Annotated in this window: 8 protein-coding genes, 1 tRNA gene and 2 rRNA genes; 9 read left to right on the top strand and 2 right to left on the bottom strand. The window is 63.8% G+C overall.

The features are described 5' to 3' along the window. Window positions 1-20: 20 nt before the first annotated feature. The 3 genes from HEQ22_RS13255 to HEQ22_RS13245 all read left to right on the top strand — a co-directional run bounded on the left by HEQ22_RS13255 (window position 21) and on the right by HEQ22_RS13245 (window position 3,254). Window positions 21-2,813 (top strand): 23S ribosomal RNA (locus HEQ22_RS13255). Between the two features lie 119 nt (window positions 2,814-2,932). Next, a 5S ribosomal RNA gene (gene rrf / locus HEQ22_RS13250) occupies window positions 2,933-3,047 on the top strand. Window positions 3,048-3,177: 130 nt separating this feature from the next. After that, window positions 3,178-3,254 (top strand) — tRNA-Met (locus HEQ22_RS13245). Window positions 3,255-3,299: 45 nt separating this feature from the next. Here HEQ22_RS13245 and HEQ22_RS13240 read toward each other — a convergent pair. Further along, complete coding sequence (locus tag HEQ22_RS13240; RefSeq protein WP_432768360.1) at window positions 3,300-4,634, bottom strand: sigma-54-dependent transcriptional regulator; 1,335 nt, start codon at window positions 4,632-4,634, stop codon at window positions 3,300-3,302. Beyond that, complete coding sequence (locus HEQ22_RS13235) at window positions 4,631-6,445, bottom strand: sensor histidine kinase (RefSeq protein WP_432768359.1); 1,815 nt, start codon at window positions 6,443-6,445, stop codon at window positions 4,631-4,633. Before HEQ22_RS13235 ends, HEQ22_RS13240 begins: the two co-directional genes overlap by 4 nt. Window positions 6,446-6,661: 216 nt before the next feature. Here HEQ22_RS13235 and HEQ22_RS13230 point away from each other — a divergent pair, with 216 nt between their 5' ends. The 6 genes from HEQ22_RS13230 to HEQ22_RS13205 all read left to right on the top strand — a co-directional run bounded on the left by HEQ22_RS13230 (window position 6,662) and on the right by HEQ22_RS13205 (window position 15,949). After that, window positions 6,662-7,999 (top strand): dicarboxylate/amino acid:cation symporter, encoded by a 1,338-nt coding sequence (locus tag HEQ22_RS13230; protein ID WP_432768358.1) that lies wholly within the window; start codon window positions 6,662-6,664, stop codon window positions 7,997-7,999. Window positions 8,000-8,030: 31 nt separating this feature from the next. After that, on the top strand, window positions 8,031-11,147 hold the full coding sequence (locus HEQ22_RS13225; protein WP_432768357.1) for a TonB-dependent receptor domain-containing protein: 3,117 nt from the start codon (window positions 8,031-8,033) through the stop codon (window positions 11,145-11,147). Between the two features lie 47 nt (window positions 11,148-11,194). After that, entirely contained in the window at window positions 11,195-12,163 is a 969-nt protein-coding gene (locus HEQ22_RS13220; RefSeq protein ID WP_432768356.1) for a hypothetical protein, read from the top strand. A 61-nt stretch (window positions 12,164-12,224) separates the two neighbouring features. Beyond that, complete coding sequence (locus tag HEQ22_RS13215) at window positions 12,225-14,099, top strand: ABC-F family ATP-binding cassette domain-containing protein (protein ID WP_432768355.1); 1,875 nt, start codon at window positions 12,225-12,227, stop codon at window positions 14,097-14,099. 219 nt (window positions 14,100-14,318) lie between these two features. Further along, the gene (gene hppD, locus HEQ22_RS13210; protein ID WP_432770881.1) at window positions 14,319-15,407 is read left to right on the top strand and encodes a 4-hydroxyphenylpyruvate dioxygenase; all 1,089 of its coding nucleotides are present in this window, start codon (window positions 14,319-14,321) and stop codon (window positions 15,405-15,407) included. Further along, on the top strand, window positions 15,404-15,949 hold the full coding sequence (locus HEQ22_RS13205) for a VOC family protein (RefSeq protein WP_432768354.1): 546 nt from the start codon (window positions 15,404-15,406) through the stop codon (window positions 15,947-15,949). The genes hppD and HEQ22_RS13205 overlap by 4 nt, the downstream gene beginning before the upstream one ends. Window positions 15,950-16,013: the final 64 nt, after the last annotated feature.

Raw genomic sequence — 16,013 nt, 5'->3', positions numbered from 1 at the left:
CGTTGGTGGTGTGGACTCTCAAGTGTGAGGTAAGGGCGTTTGGTGAATGCCTTGGCATACAGAGGCGATGAAGGACGTGGCACGCTGCGATAAGCGTTGGGGAGCTGTGAGCAAGCTTTGATCCAACGATTTCCGAATGGGGAAACCCACCCTCACCATTTAATTTCGCTGCCGTTTCGACGACGGCGAAGGTTAAATGGGAAGGGTATCACCGAAGTGAATACATAGCTTTGGTGAAGCGAACCCGGGGAACTGAAACATCTCAGTACCTGGAGGAAAGGACATCAACAGAGACTCCGTTAGTAGTGGCGAGCGAACGCGGACCAGGCCAATGCCTTTGATTCAACTAGCAGAAGCTTCTGGAAAGGAGCGCCATAGTGGGTGACAGCCCCGTATGCGAAAGTGATGTCAAAGGATATGAGTAGGGCGGGACACGTGAAATCCTGTCTGAACGTAGGGGGACCACCCTCTAAGCCTAAGTACTCCTGTATGACCGATAGTGAACTAGTACCGTGAGGGAAAGGTGAAAAGCACCCCGATGAGGGGAGTGAAACAGTACCTGAAACCGAACGCCTACAAGCAGTTGGAGGGTCCTTGAGACCTGACAGCGTACCTCTTGCATAATGGGTCAGTGACTTAGTGTAACAAGCAAGCTTAAGCCGTTAGGTGTAGGCGCAGCGAAAGCGAGTCTGAATAGGGCGAATGAGTTTGTTGCATTAGACCCGAAACCCGGTGATCTAGGCATGACCAGGCTGAAGGTGCGGTAACACGCACTGGAGGGCCGAACCGTTCAATGTTGAAAAATTGTCGGATGAGTTGTGTTTAGGGGTGAAAGGCCAATCAAACCGGGAAATAGCTGGTTCTCCGCGAAATCTATTGAGGTAGAGCGTCAGACGAATACCATGGGGGGTAGAGCACTGGATGGATGCGGGGGTCGCGAGATCTACCAATTCTAACCAAACTCCGAATACCCATGAGTAATATCTGGCAGACAGACGGCGGGTGCTAAGGTCCGTCGTCAAAAGGGAAACAGCCCTGACCTACAGCTAAGGTCCCCAAGTCACGTCTAAGTGGTAAAGCATGTGGGAATCCCAAAACAACCAGGAGGTTGGCTTAGAAGCAGCCATCCTTTAAAGAAAGCGTAACAGCTCACTGGTCTAAATAAGGGTTCCTGCGGCGAAAATGTAACGGGGCTCAAGACGTGCACCGAAGCTTAGGGTGTGTAGTTTACTACACGCGGTAGCGGAGCGTTCCGTAGGCTGATGAAGCGATCTGGTAATGGGTCGTGGAGGTATCGGAAGTGCGAATGCTGACATGAGTAGCGATAAAGAGGGTGAGATGCCCTCTCGCCGAAATCCCAAGGGTTCCTGCTTAAAGCTAATCTGAGCAGGGTAAGCCGGCCCCTAAGACGAGCCCGAAGGGGGTAGTCGATGGGAACCACGTTAATATTCGTGGGCCTGGAGGTGTGTGACGGATCTCGTAAATTGTCTGACCTTATTGGATTGGTCAGGCTTTGAAGAGGTTCCAGGAAATAGCCCCTCCATTATAGACCGTACCCTAAACCGACACAGGTGGGATGGTAGAGTATACCAAGGCGCTTGAGAGAAGTCTCCTGAAGGAACTCGGCAAATTGCCTCCGTACCTTCGGAAGAAGGAGGCCCTCATAGTGGGCAACCATTATGAGGGGGCACAGGCCAGGGGGTAGCGACTGTTTAGCAAAAACACAGGGCTCTGCTAAGTCGGCTTCAAGACGACGTATAGGGCCTGACGCCTGCCCGGTGCCTGAAGGTTAAGTGGAGTGGTGCAAGCTGCGAAATGAAGCCCAGGTAAACGGCGGCCGTAACTATAACGGTCCTAAGGTAGCGAAATTCCTTGTCGGGTAAGTTCCGACCTGCACGAATGGCGTAACGACTTCCCCACTGTCTCCAGGAGATGCTCAGCGAAATTGAATTCTCCGTGAAGATGCGGAGTACCCGCGGTTAGACGGAAAGACCCCGTGCACCTTTACTGCAGCTTCAGAGTGGCATTAGGAAAGAACTGTGTAGCATAGGTGGGAGGCTTTGAAGCGACGGCGCCAGCTGTCGTGGAGCCATAGGTGAAATACCACCCTGTTGTTTTCTGATGTCTAACCTCGATCCATGAAACTGGATCAGGGACCCTCTGTGGCGGGTAGTTTGACTGGGGCGGTCGCCTCCTAAAGAGTAACGGAGGCGCGCGATGGTAGGCTCAGGACGGTTGGAAACCGTCTGTTAGAGTGCAATGGCATAAGCCTGCCTGACTGCGAGACTGACGAGTCGAGCAGAGACGAAAGTCGGTCATAGTGATCCGGTGGTCCCGAGTGGAAGGGCCATCGCTCAACGGATAAAAGGTACGCCGGGGATAACAGGCTGATGATTCCCAAGAGCTCATATCGACGGAATCGTTTGGCACCTCGATGTCGGCTCATCACATCCTGGGGCTGGAGCAGGTCCCAAGGGTTTGGCTGTTCGCCAATTAAAGTGGTACGTGAGCTGGGTTCAGAACGTCGTGAGACAGTTTGGTCCCTATCTGCCGTGGGCGTCGAAATTTGAGAGGAGTTGACCCTAGTACGAGAGGACCGGGTTGAACATACCTCTGGTGTACCTGTCGTGGCGCCAGCCGCGCAGCAGGGTAGCTATGTATGGACGGGATAACCGCTGAAAGCATCTAAGCGGGAAGCCTCCCTCGAGATAAGATTTCTTAGAGCCGTGGAAGACCACCACGTTGATAGATCGGATGTAGAAGCGCGGTAACGTGTGGAGCTAACCGATACTAATTGCTCTATTCGCACTTAAGAGTCCCACCATCAACGACAGTCCTGATAGGATTGTCCGCGACGTGGATGATTGTAGAAAACAGTCCATATTGCACGGGCATCGATTGAACCCAATTTTGACCTACGCCGGCTTCATTGCTTGGTGACCATGGCGTCAGTGACCCACCCGATCCCATCTCGAACTCGGACGTGAAACCTGACAGCGCCGATGGTACTGTGACTTAAGTCCCGGAAGAGTAGGACGTCGCCAGGCATTGTAGCCGGCGTAAGGTCGAAACGAAAAACCCATTCACAAAGTTAGAGGCCGGCAGCGATGCCGGCCTTTTGCTGTTTTCGCGATGCGCGTCCCTGAAAGTCTTTTGGGGCAGCCGCGACATTGGTGGCGCGGGATGGAGCAGCCCGGTAGCTCGTCAGGCTCATAACCTGAAGGTCGTAGGTTCAAATCCTACTCCCGCAACCAACAAAAAGCCCGCCTGATCGCTGATCTGGCGGGCTTTTTGCTGTCCTAGCGATAATCCTTCGGGTTGATTCCGTGCCGCGTGAGCTTGTCGTAGAGCGTCTTGCGCGGCACCGCGAGCATTGCCATCGCCTTGGCGATGTCGCCGGCTACCGCCGTCATCGTGTCGCGGATGATGGTCGCCTCGAAGCGCGCGACGCGCTCGGCGAGCGTCAGGTCGGGCTGCATCGGGGTGAGCGCAGGATCGGCCGGCAGGTCGAGCACGACGCTATAGGCGAAATTCTTGAGCTCGCGGACGTTGCCCGGCCAATCGTGCTCGACGAGGTAACGGCGGACGCTGTCGTCGATGCGAAAGCCTGCCAGCCCCATTTTCGCGGCGGCTTCGTCGAGGAAATAGGCGAAGGTCTGCGGGATGTCGGTCCGCCGTTCGCGCAGCGGCGGGATGCGCAGCTTTACGACGTGCAGCCGGTAATAGAGATCTTCACGAAAATCGCCCACGCGCACTGCGTCCATCAGGTCGGTCTTGGTCGCCGCGACGACGCGCAGGTCGACGGGCTCGGGCGCTGCGGCGCCGATCGGCTGGACCTCGCGCTCCTCGATCACGCGCAGCAGTTTGGCCTGCACTGCGGGGTGCATCGTGTCGATTTCGTCGAGGAACAGCGTGCCGCGATGGGCGCTGCGGATGCGCCCGGCATGACCGAGCTTGCCGGTGGCGCGATCGACGAGGTCGCTGCCGAACAGTTCACCCTCGGCCAGTTCGTGCGGCAGCGCGGCGCAATTGACCGCGACGAGCGGCGCCGCGCTGCGCCGGCTCTGACGGTGCAGCATGTGCGCGACCAGTTCCTTGCCGGTGCCGGTCTCGCCCTCGACCAGCACGTCGATGTCGGCCTGGGCCAGCTGCGCGATCGTTTCGCGCAGCCGGTTCATCGCAGCGCTTTCGCCGATCAGCGGGCTGTCGATCTCGGCGACCGCGGCGACGAGGCGGCGGTTGTCGAGGATCAGCGCCCGGTGCGCGAGCGCGCGCCGCGCCGCGCTGACCAGATGGTCGGCGGCAAAGGGCTTGGCGAGAAAATCGAAGGCGCCGTCCTGCAGCGCCCGCACTGCCATCGCGACGTCGGCGTGGCCGGTGATCAGGATGACCGGGATGTCGGGATCGATCGCGTGGATCGCGGCACGCAGCTGGAGACCGTCCATCGCGGGCATCCGAATGTCGGTGACCACCGCGCCCGAGAAGTCGGGCGCGATGCGCGCGAGCACGCTCGCGGCGTCGCCGAATGCCTCGACCGACAGGCCCGCGAGATCGAGCGATTGCAGGTTCGCCTCGCGCAGCCGGGGGTCGTCGTCGACGAAGAGGACGGACTGGCAATCGGTGAAGAAGCTCATGCCGGTTTCAATTCGAGCCGGAAGCCGGCGCCGCCGAGCGGCGAGGGAATCAGCGCCAGCGATCCGCCGAACTCGGCCATGATCGTGCCGGCGATCGCCAGCCCCAGCCCGAGCCCGTCGGGGCGCCCGGTAACGAAGGGGGTGAACAGTTGCGGCACCAGGTCGGCGGGGACGCCGGGGCCGTTGTCGCAGATGTCGATAACCAGCGGCGCGTCGCCATGGGCACGGATGGTGATGCGCGGCGACGCGGTGCCGTGCAGCGCCTCGGCCGCATTCTGCAGGAGATTGACGAGCACCTGTTCGAGCCGGACGCGATCGGCGTAGACCGTCGCGGAGGGATCTTCGATGTCGATGTCGAGCGCGATGCCTTGCGCGCGCAAGCGGTCGCCGATCAGAAGCAAGGTGCCGTCGATCGCCGACTGCAACGCCACCGGCCCGAGCGGCGCCGGCTGGCGACGGGCAAAGTTGCGCAGCTCGTTGGTGATCGCGCCGACGCGCGCGGTCAGGTCGATGATCGTCGTCAGATTGCCGCGCGCCTTCGCCGGATCGTCGCGCTCGAGATAGCGCAGGCTGTTTTCGGCAAAGGTGCGGATCGCCGCGACCGGCTGGTTGATCTCGTGCGCGACCCCGGCGGTGATTTGGCCGATCGAGCCGAGGCGACTCGCCTGCGCCAGTTCCTCGCGGGCGGCGCGATAACGCCGGTCGGTTTCGGCCTGACGCAGCGCGGCCTGCTTCAGCTCGTCATTGGCGTCGCTGAGGTCCTCCGTCCGTGCTGCCACCTCGCGCTCGAGCGCTTCGTGCGCGGCCTGGCGGATCGTCTGGCGTTCGACGAGCCGCAGCAGCATCACGATCGCCGCGCCGACGAGGATCAGCAGGACAAGGAAAACGACGCGCGCGGTCGCATTGGCGGCGCCCTGCCGCGGATCGAGCGGCTGGAGGAGGTGCAGAGTGGTGCCGGGCAGTGAGATGCGCTCCGACGCCATGCGGTAGAGCGTCTCGCCGCCGTCACCTGTGCGGATGCCGAGGTCGCCGCCGGCGCGGCGGACCGGCAGCGGCGCAAGCGAGCGTTCGCCATAGCGGCGCGATTCGCGAAGCCGCGCGCGCCCGGCGGTCGAGATCGGGGCGAGCGAGCGGAATTGCCACGTCGGCTCGCTCGCCATGATGATGACCCCGGCGTCGTCGGTGACCAGCGTCGCGCCGCTCGAATCGGACCAGCGGCGTTCGAGCCGGTCGAACTCGACCTTGACCACGACGACGCCAAGCGCGTCTCCGCCGGCCGCGACCTTGCGCGCGAGATAGAGGCCGGGGCGCCCGCTGACCGTGCCGAGCGCGAACAGTTCGGCCTCGCCGCGATCGATCGCGCCACGAAAATAGGGGCGGAAACGGTAATTCTGTCCGACGAAGCTGGTCGGCGCACGCCAATTGCTTGCCGCAATCGTGTTTCCGTCGCGGTCGAGGACATAGATGACCGCGGCGTCGGTGCGCGTTGCAAGCTGTTCGAGCTCGCGGTCGAGCCGGCGCGAGGCGGCATCGCTGTCGCCGGCGAGCGCCAGCCGGACGTCGGGAAATTCGGTGAGCACGCGCGGCAACAACCGGAATTTCTGCAGCTCGCTTTCGAGCAGGCTGGCGTGGGCGCGGGCGTTCTGGCGCGCCTCGCCGTCGGTGTCGGCGCGGGCATGGTCGGCGGCCCAGCGCGTGAGGGCGAGCGCCGCGAGCAGCAGGATCAGCGAGCCGACGATGCACGCGAGCAGCAGCCGGCGGCGGTCGAGCCAAGGGCGCGTTGCGCGCGACGAATCAGCCTCAGCTAACATGTGCGGATTATCGCACAATCCTGATCAAAGTCATGCGGTAAAGCGCACAGATTTCCGGTGCGGCAGCTCCGACGCGACCTAAAATCGTCTATTATCAATGCCGAAGAGAAAATTAGCTGCCCATTTGACCGCGACTTCCCGGATCCATAGCCTGTGCAAAAGGTCGCTCGAACGGCCCCACCGCCCCGCGAGGCGCGACAAAAAAGGGAGAGGCTGGTGGCAGCCACGATCGATCTGACGGTGCCGCGCGAACCGGTACGACCCAGGCCTTGGTGGTCGCACCTCTATGTCCAGGTGCTCGGCGCAATCCTCGCCGGGGTCTTGCTCGGCCATTTCGTTCCCGATTTCGCGGTCACGCTGAAACCGTTCGGCGACGGCTTCATCAAACTCGTCAAGATGATCATCGCGCCGGTGATCTTCCTGACTGTGGTCACCGGTATCGCCTCGATCGGCGAAGCGAAGACGCTCGGCCGCGTCGCGGCGAAGACCTTCGCCTATTTCCTGTTCTTTTCGACCCTCGCGCTGATTGTCGGGCTGGTGGTCGCCAATGTCGTGCAGCCGGGGGCGGGGATGAACATCGACCCCGCGACGCTCGATGCCGGGGCGGTCGCGCAATATCAGTCGAAGGCGCACGAGGCGACGCTCACCGCATTCCTGCTCGACATCATCCCGACGACCTTCGTGTCGGCGCTGACCGAAGGCTCGATTCTGCAGGCGCTGTTCGTCGCCATCCTGTTTGGTTTGGCGCTGTCGAACAGCGGCGCCCCCGGCGCGCAGATCCTGGGGCTGCTCGAAAAAGTGTCGGTGGTGTTCTTCCGCCTCGTCGGCATGCTGATGAAGTTCGCGCCGATCGGCGCGCTCGGCGCGATGGCGTTCACGGTCGGCAAATATGGCGTCGATTCGCTCGCCAACCTCGGCCTCTTGATCGCGACCTTCTACCTGACCTCGCTGTTTTTCGTCATCGTCATCCTCGGCGCGGTCGCGCGGCTTTGCGGCTTCTCGATCTTTCGGCTCATCGCCTATCTCAAGGCCGAATTGCTGCTCGTGCTCGGCACCTCTTCGTCCGAGGCGGCGCTGCCGAGCCTGATGGAAAAGCTGGAAAAGGCGGGCTGCGCCAAGCCGATCGTCGGCATGGTCGTGCCCACCGGCTACAGCTTCAACCTTGACGGCACCAACATCTACATGACGCTCGCGGCGCTGTTCATCGCGCAGGCGGTCGGGGTCGACCTGTCGCTCGGCGACCAGCTCGCGCTGCTGCTCGTCGCGATGGTGAGCTCGAAGGGCGCGGCCGGGGTCACCGGCGCGGGCTTCATCACCCTCGCCGCGACGCTGTCGATCGTGCCGTCGGTGCCGGTCGCGGGGTTGGCGCTGATCCTGGGGATCGACCGCTTCATGAGCGAGTGCCGCGCGCTCACCAACTTCATCGGCAATGCGCTCGCGGCGATCGTCGTCGCGGGATGGGAAAAGGCGCTCGACCGCGACGCGCTGCACCGCGCGCTCGGCGGCGATCCGGCGCCGCTCGCCGCGGCGCCGGTCGAAACCGACAGCGACTGATCGAACAACGAAAAATATGGGGAGTGTGACAATGATTTCGACCAAAGCCCGCTGGGCCCGCCACAGCAGCCGCACCGCGCTGATACTCGCCGGGATCGGCGCCTTTGCCGCGCCCGTCGCCGCGCAGGACGCGCCGGCGGACGGCGCCGCTACTGCGGCAGGCGATGAGGCGATCGTCGTTACCGGCAGCCGCATCGCGCGCGAAACTTATGACACGCCGGCGCCGGTGATCGGCGTGTCGAGCGAAGATCTGACCGAATCGGGCGATAGCGAACTCAGCGAGACGCTCGCCGACCTGCCGCAGCTGTCGTCGGCGACGAATGATTCGACGGTGACCGGCAACACCCAGAATTCGGGCCTCAGCTCGATCGAATTGCGCAATCTGGGTTCGAACCGGACGCTGGTGCTGGTCGACGGTCGCCGCACCGTGTCGAACAGCGGAATTTCCAATCTGGTCAGCCTGTCGACGATCCCCAGCGATTTCGTCGACCGGGTCGAGATCATCACCGGAGGCACCTCGTCGGTCTATGGCTCGGACGCCGTCGCCGGGGTGGTCAACATCATCACCAAGAAGAACGAGCGCGGCCTGACGCTGCGCGCGCGCACCGGCATCACGGCAGAGGGCGACGGGCAGGAGCTGACGCTGGGCGCCACCTGGGGGACGCGCTTTGCCGACGACCGCGGCTATTTCCTGATCAGTGGGACGTATGATCGGGATTGGGGGATCCGTGCAGTCGACCGTGCATGGGCGGTGCGGCCGGTGTCCTATGGCTATGACTTCGAAAATGGCGTCAACGAGTTCGAGGGGGTGTTCCTGAACGCGAGCGGCGCCCCGACCAGCGGGTCGCGCCCGGCGTCGGAGTTTCCGCCGCTGATGATGAGCGACCTCAGCAGCTTCATTCCCGGCGGGGTGTTTTCGGGCGGCAATTCGTCGCGCGACCGGTTCTACCGGAATGGCGAGCTGGTGCCGCTGGGCCCCGACGTCCAGACCGGGGAGCCGATCGACGTCGGCACGACCGACAACGGCAACAGCGGCTATTTCCTGCCCAATCGCGACGGATACAACCAGCGCACCGGGCGCTCGCTGATCCTGGCGCGCGAACGCTATCTGGGCGCTGCCAAGCTGGAATATGAATTTTCGGACGCGATCGCCGGCTTTGCGCAGCTGCAATATTCGCGGATCACGTCGGGCGAGACGCGCGAATCGATCGGCATCGGGTGGGATTCGACCTATCCGATCACCGACCCGGTCACCGGGGCGACCACCGAGATCGAATATGGCAAGATCCCGTGCCGCCGTACCGGCGGTTGCAACCCCTTCGTGCCGCCCGAACTGCGCGGCAGCGAGACGCCGTCGACCGGCGTCGGCATCGCGTGGGACCGCCGGTTCGACGAGGTCGGCGGCCAGATCACCGAGAACAAGCGCGAGACGATCCGCAGCTGGGCGGGACTCCGCGGCAAGATTTCGGACAGCTGGAACTGGGAAGCGAGCGTCGGTTACGGCCAGTACAAGCAGGACCAGTGGCGCCGCAACGAGATCAACGGCATCAACCTGACGCAGGCGCTGAACGCCGAGCTGGGCCCCGACGGTGCCCCGCGCTGCGTCGATGCCGATGCGCGCGCCGCGGGCTGCGTGCCGATCAACCTGTTCGGCGAAGGATCGATCACCCCCGACGCGGCGGCGTGGATCCGCGCCGATCTGCACCAGGAGCTGACGATCCGCCAATATACCGGCCAGGCGTTCGTCACCGGCGAGCTGTTCCAGCTGCCGGCCGGCCCGGTCGGTGCCGCGTTCGGCATCGATTACCGCAAGGACAGCCAGGACCTCTCCGGCGACATCTTGTCGCAGACCGGCGGCACGACGGGCAATGCGGTGCCCAATTTCGGCGGCTCGATCCGCGCCATCGAAGGCTATGGCGAAGTCAGCGTGCCGCTGCTGCGTGATGCGCCGGGCGCCTATCTGCTCAGCGTCGATGCCTCGGCGCGCGTCGCCGATTATAATATCGACAACGTCGGTACCGTGTTCAGCTGGCGCGGCGGGGTGCAATATGCGCCGATCCCCGACATCCGCTTCCGCGCCCAATATGCCCGCGCCCAGCGCGCGCCCGACATCGCCGAACTATATTCGCCGCCGCGCGGCAATTTCGAGGCCGCGAACGATTTGTGCGACGGGGTGACCCCGACGACGACCGGACAGATTGCCGCGGGTTGCCGCCTCGATCCCGGGATCCAGGCCTTGTTCGCGCAGCAGGCGGCCGACGGGGCGACGCAGCGTTATACGCAGGCGGGCAACAGCCTCTACAGCCCCAACGGCGGCAACCTCGACCTGAAGGAAGAAACCGCCGACACGCTGACGCTCGGCGCGGTGCTGGCGCCGCGCTTCATCCCCGGGCTGACGATCGCGGTCGATTATTACGACATCCGCATCAAGGACGCGATCGACGCCTATTCGAACCGCGACATCCAGCTGCAATGCTATGACACCGAGGTGCCGCAGGCGGACAATCCGTTCTGCGCCGACATCACCCGCAACGCGAACAACGGCCAGATCGTGTCGCTGGTCCAGCGCCAGGTGAATCTGGCGCGGTTCGACACGCAGGGGGTCGATGTCGCGTTCAACTATCGCTTCCGCCTCGACGATGCGCTGGGCATTCCCGGCCGTTTCGACCTGCGCTACGACGGCACGCATGTGCTGAAGCAGAAGGTGGAGTTCCAGGGAATCGAGGGGACGGTGACCAACGACCTCGCCGGCGACCTGGCCGAAGGCAGCTTCAAATATCGCGCCCGCGGCTCGCTGGCCTGGCGGCTCGACAATTTCCGCATCCGCTGGACGACGACCTATTATGGCAAGATCAACGACAGCAATTCGCTCGCCGATCAATATGCCGCGCTGCTCGAAACCAACCCCGACGCCGAGGTGCCGATCTTCCTCAACATCGGCGACGTGTGGGAACATGACCTGTTCCTGTCGTTCGACGTCGACAGCGGCGGCAAGGAATTCCGGCTGTATGGCGGGGTCAACAATCTGTTCAATTCGATCAGCCCCTTCCTGCCGAGCGGCACCGAAAGCGGCCGCTTGACCAACCAGAACGGCGTCTATGACATCGCCGGCCGCCGATTCTATGTCGGCGCGACGGTGAAATTCTGATGCCGCGCGCCGATCGCCGAGCTTCGCGTCTCCCGTCCACGGGGGCGATGAAGGCCATGTCGTGGGCGGCGCTGGTAATGCTGGCAGGGTGCGCGCCCGGTCAGGCGATCGCCGGCGCCGCCCCGCATGGTGAAGCGGAGGCTCACCCGCAGGGCGAAACCGCCTTGCAGAAGCGGCTGTTCGCGGCCGGGGTGAAGCGCTTCACCTTCGACGGCTGGGCGGGACCGGCGTTTCCGGTGTGGACCTATCGCGCCGCCGACACCCCCGCCGACGCGCCCGTGCTGTTCGTCTTTCACGGGGTGCAGCGCGATGCCGACAATTATATCGGCCAATGGGTCGATCTGGCCCGGACGCACAAGATCGTCCTGATCGTCCCCGAATATAGCCGCGCCGCCTTTCCGGGGGTCGCGGCGTACAGCCACGGTTGGTTCACCGAAAAGGACGGGACGCCGCGCGCGCCCGCAAGCTGGTCGTTCGCGACGGTCGAACCGATCTTTGCCGCGGTGAAGGCGCGCGAGGCGCTGACCGCGCCGACCTATTCGATCTATGGCCATTCGGGCGGCGCCCAATTCGCGCACCGCTATGTCCTCGCCGGCGGCGGGCCGCATCTGGCGCGCGTCGTGTCGGCGAATGCCGGTTCCTACGCGATGACCGACGCGGCGGCGTGGCCGTTCGGGGTCGCCGGGCTGCCCAAGGGGGTGTGGAACGCCGAAAAGGTGTTCGCGACGCCGATGACGGTGCTGCTCGGCACCGCCGACACCGATCCCAACCACAAGAGCCTGCCGCGCCAGCCCGAGGCGATGGCGCAGGGTGCGCACCGGTTCGCGCGCGGCCAGAATTTCTATAACCGCGCCCGCGCCCGCGCCGCGGTGTACAAGGTGGCTTTCGACTGGAGCTGTGTGTTCGTGCGGCGCGTCGGCCACGACAATGCCGGCATGGCGCCGGTCGCGGTGCGCATCCTGTTCGGCGATGCGAAGCCGGCGGCCGGCGGCGACTGCAAGGCGCTGCCAGACTGATCTGCGCCCGCGTCGCCCGCACCTCTTGGGTTGTGCGCTGCACCATGCTAGGGGGCGCGCCATGCTGACGATCAACGGAATCACTGTACGCCTTGGCGGGCGCGCCATCCTCGAACGCGCCACCGCGAGCCTGCCGGCCAAAAGCCGCGTCGGGCTGATCGGGCGCAACGGCGCGGGCAAGTCGACGCTGATGAAGGTGATGATCGGCCAGCTCGAAGCCGACGAAGGCAGCATCGACATGCCGCGCAAGACGCGCGTTGGCTATATCGCGCAGGAAGCGCCGAGCGGCACCGCGACCCCGTTCGACACCGTGCTGGCCGCCGACACCGAGCGCGCGGCGTTGCTCATCGCCTCGGAAACCGAGCAGGACCCCGATAAGCTCGGCGACATCCACGAGCGACTGATCGCGATCGATGCGTACACCGCCCCGGCGCGCGCCGCGCGCATCCTGATCGGGCTGGGGTTCGACGAGGATATGCAGGGCCAGCCGCTCGACAGTTTTTCGGGCGGGTGGAAGATGCGCGTCGCGCTGGCATCGCTGCTGTTTTCCGAACCCGACCTGCTGTTGCTCGACGAACCGTCGAACCACCTCGACCTCGAAGCGACGCTGTGGCTCGAAAATTTCCTCCGCGCCTATCCGGGGCAGCTGGTGGTGATCAGCCATGAGCGCGACCTGCTCAACAATGTCGTCGACCATATCCTGCACCTCGAGGGCGGCAAGGTGACGCTGTATCCGGGCGGCTATGACGCGTTCGAGCGCCAGCGCGCCGAACGCGCGGCGCAGCTCGCGGCAGCGAAGGCGTCGCAGGACGCCCAGCGCGCCAAATTGCAGGATTATGTCGCACGCAACAGCGCCCGCGCCTCGACCGCCAAGCAGGCGCAGTCGCGCGCCAAGATGCTGGCGCGGATGCAGCCGATCGCCGCGCTCGCCGAAGACCAGACGCTGGCGTTCGATTTCCCCAGCCCCGACGAGCTGAAACCGCCGCTGATCACGCTCGACCTCGCCAGCGTCGGTTATGCCGATAAGGCCGTGCTGCAGCGGCTGAACCTGCGGATCGATCCCGACGACCGGATCGCGCTGCTCGGCCGCAACGGCAACGGCAAGACGACGCTGGCGCGGCTGCTCGCGGCGCAGCTCGCCCCGATGGCGGGCGCGATGGCGGCGTCGGGCAAGATGCGGGTCGGTTATTTCACCCAGTATCAGGTCGAAGAACTCGACGGCAAAGACACCCCGCTCGCGCATATGACGCGGGTGATGGAGGGCAAGACGCAGGGCGCGGTACGCGCCCAGCTCGGCCGTTTTGGTTTCTCGGGCAACAAGGCGGTGACCGAGGTCGCGAAGCTATCGGGCGGCGAAAAGGCGCGGCTGGCGCTGGCGCTGATCACCCGCGACGCGCCGCACCTGCTGATCCTCGACGAGCCGACCAACCACCTCGACGTCGATGCGCGCGAGGCGCTGGTACAGGCATTGAACGGTTTCGACGGCGCGGTGGTGCTGGTCAGCCACGACCGCCACATGCTCGAACTCACCGCCGACCGGCTGGTGCTCGTCGATGACGGCACCGCGCGCGAATATGACGGCAGCATGGACGATTATGTCGACATGATCCTGGGCAAAGGTCCGCAAAAGGACCGGGTGTCGAAGGCCGACAAGAAGGAAGACCGCAAGGCGGCGGCAGCGGCGCGCGAGGCGGCGGCGAAGATCAAGAAGGACGTCAGCGACGCCGAGGCCGACCTTGCCAAATATCAGGTCATCCTGTCCGCGATCGACCGCGCGATGTTCGACCCCGCGGGCGCGGCGAACGAATATAAAGGCCTGACGATGAGCGAGCTGTCGCAGCGCCGCGGCAAGATCGTCGCCGCTCAGGAAGCCGCCGAGGCGCGCTGGATCGCGGCGGGCGAGGCGCTGGAGGCGTTCGAGGCCGCGGGGGCTTAATTTCTAAGCCCTCCCTTCAGGGGAGGGCAGCGAGACTTGCCAGCTTGTGCTGGCTTAGTCGCAGCGGGTGGGGGCCATCGGCCTTGCGCAAGGCTACAAGCCCCCACCCCAACCCCTCCCCTGAAGGGGAGGGGCATATTCGCGCGCATCGTCCGACATTGACTCTCACCCCCCATTCCATCATAATAGTTTCAATTGAAACTAGATGGGATGATGACCATGGCGGACCTGTTCGACAATCCGCTGGGCCTCGACGGCTTCGAATTCGTCGAATTTTCGGCGCCCGAAAAGGGCATTCTCGAACCGGTGTTCCAAGCGATGGGATTTACCCAGATCGCGCATCACCGCTCGAAGGACGTGCAATTGTGGCGCCAGGGCGGGATCAACCTGATCGCCAATTACGAGCCCAAATCGCCCGCCGCCTATTTCGCCGCCGAGCATGGTCCATCGGCGTGCGGCATGGGGTGGCGCGTCCGCGACGCCGCCAAGGCCTATGCCGAGGCGATCGAGCGCGGCGCCGAGCCGGTCGAGGTCAATCCCGGCCCGATGGAACTCCGCCTGCCCGCGATCCGCGGCATCGGCGGTTCGATCATCTATCTGATCGACCGCTATGGCGACGACCTCAGCATCTACGACATCGATTTCATCTATGAAGACGGCGTCGACCGCCATCCGGTCGGCGCGGGGATGCAGCTGATCGATCACCTGACCCATAATGTCTATGGTGGCCGCATGGCGCATTGGGCGGCGTTCTACGAACGCATCGCGGGTTTCCGCGAAATCCGCTATTTCGACATCAAGGGCGAATATACCGGGCTGACGTCGAAGGCGATGACCGCCCCCGACGGCAAGATCCGCATCCCGCTCAACGAAGAGGGTGCGGGCGGCAAGGGCCAGATCGAGGAATATCTGCGCGCCTATAATGGCGAGGGGATCCAGCATATCGCGTTCAGCTGCGACGATCTCTACGCCGCGTGGGACAAGCTGAAAGCGCTCGGCAATCCGTTCGCGCCGGCACCGCCGGCGACCTATTACGAGATGCTCGAAGAGCGGCTTCCGGGGCATGGCGAGTCGGTCGATGGGCTCCAGTCGCGCGGCATATTGCTCGACGGTTCGACCGAGGACGGCGATCCGCGCCTGTTGCTCCAGATTTTCGGCCAGACGGTGATCGGCCCGGTGTTCTTCGAATTCATCCAGCGCAAGAAGGACGAGGGGTTCGGCGAGGGCAATTTCACCGCGCTGTTCAAGTCGATGGAGATGGACCAGATCCGCCGCGGCGCGCTCAATGTGACGGAACCCGCCGAATGACCAGCCCCATCAAACTCGGCGGCGTCCACCACGCCGCCTATCGCTGCAAGGATGCGAAAGAGACGGTCGACTGGTACGAGCGCATGCTCGGCATGACCTACACCACCGCGTTCGCCGAGGATCATGTGCCGTCGACCGGCGAGTACGACCCTTATATGCACGTCTTCCTTGATGCGGGGAACGGCAACATCCTGGCGTTTTTCGAACTGCCGAACCAGCCCGACATGGGCCGCGATTCGAACACCCCGGCATGGGTCCAGCATCTGGCGTTCAAGGTCGGCAGCGTCGACGAGCTGGTCGCCGCGAAGGCGCATCTGGAGGCGGAGGGCGTCGACGTGCTCGGCCCGACCCACCACGGCATCTTCAAGTCGATCTATTTCTTCGACCCCAACGGGCACCGCGTCGAGCTGGCGTGCGACATCGGCACCGACAAACAATATGCCGAGCTGAAGCGCGTCGCGCCGCTGATGCTCGAGGAATGGAGCCAGACGAAGAAGGCGCCGCGGCATGCGGATTGGCTGCACACGGCGGCTAATGAGTAAAAGGCTGCGTGCCCCTGCGAAGGCAGGGGCCCATCTCCCGCCGTCAACTTTTAAACCCACCGTA

The organism is Sphingopyxis sp., assembly GCF_050916055.1.
Lineage (GTDB): Bacteria > Pseudomonadota > Alphaproteobacteria > Sphingomonadales > Sphingomonadaceae > Sphingopyxis.
Note: the sequence above shows the minus strand (reverse complement) of the source record. Positions and strands in the feature narration are given on the sequence as shown.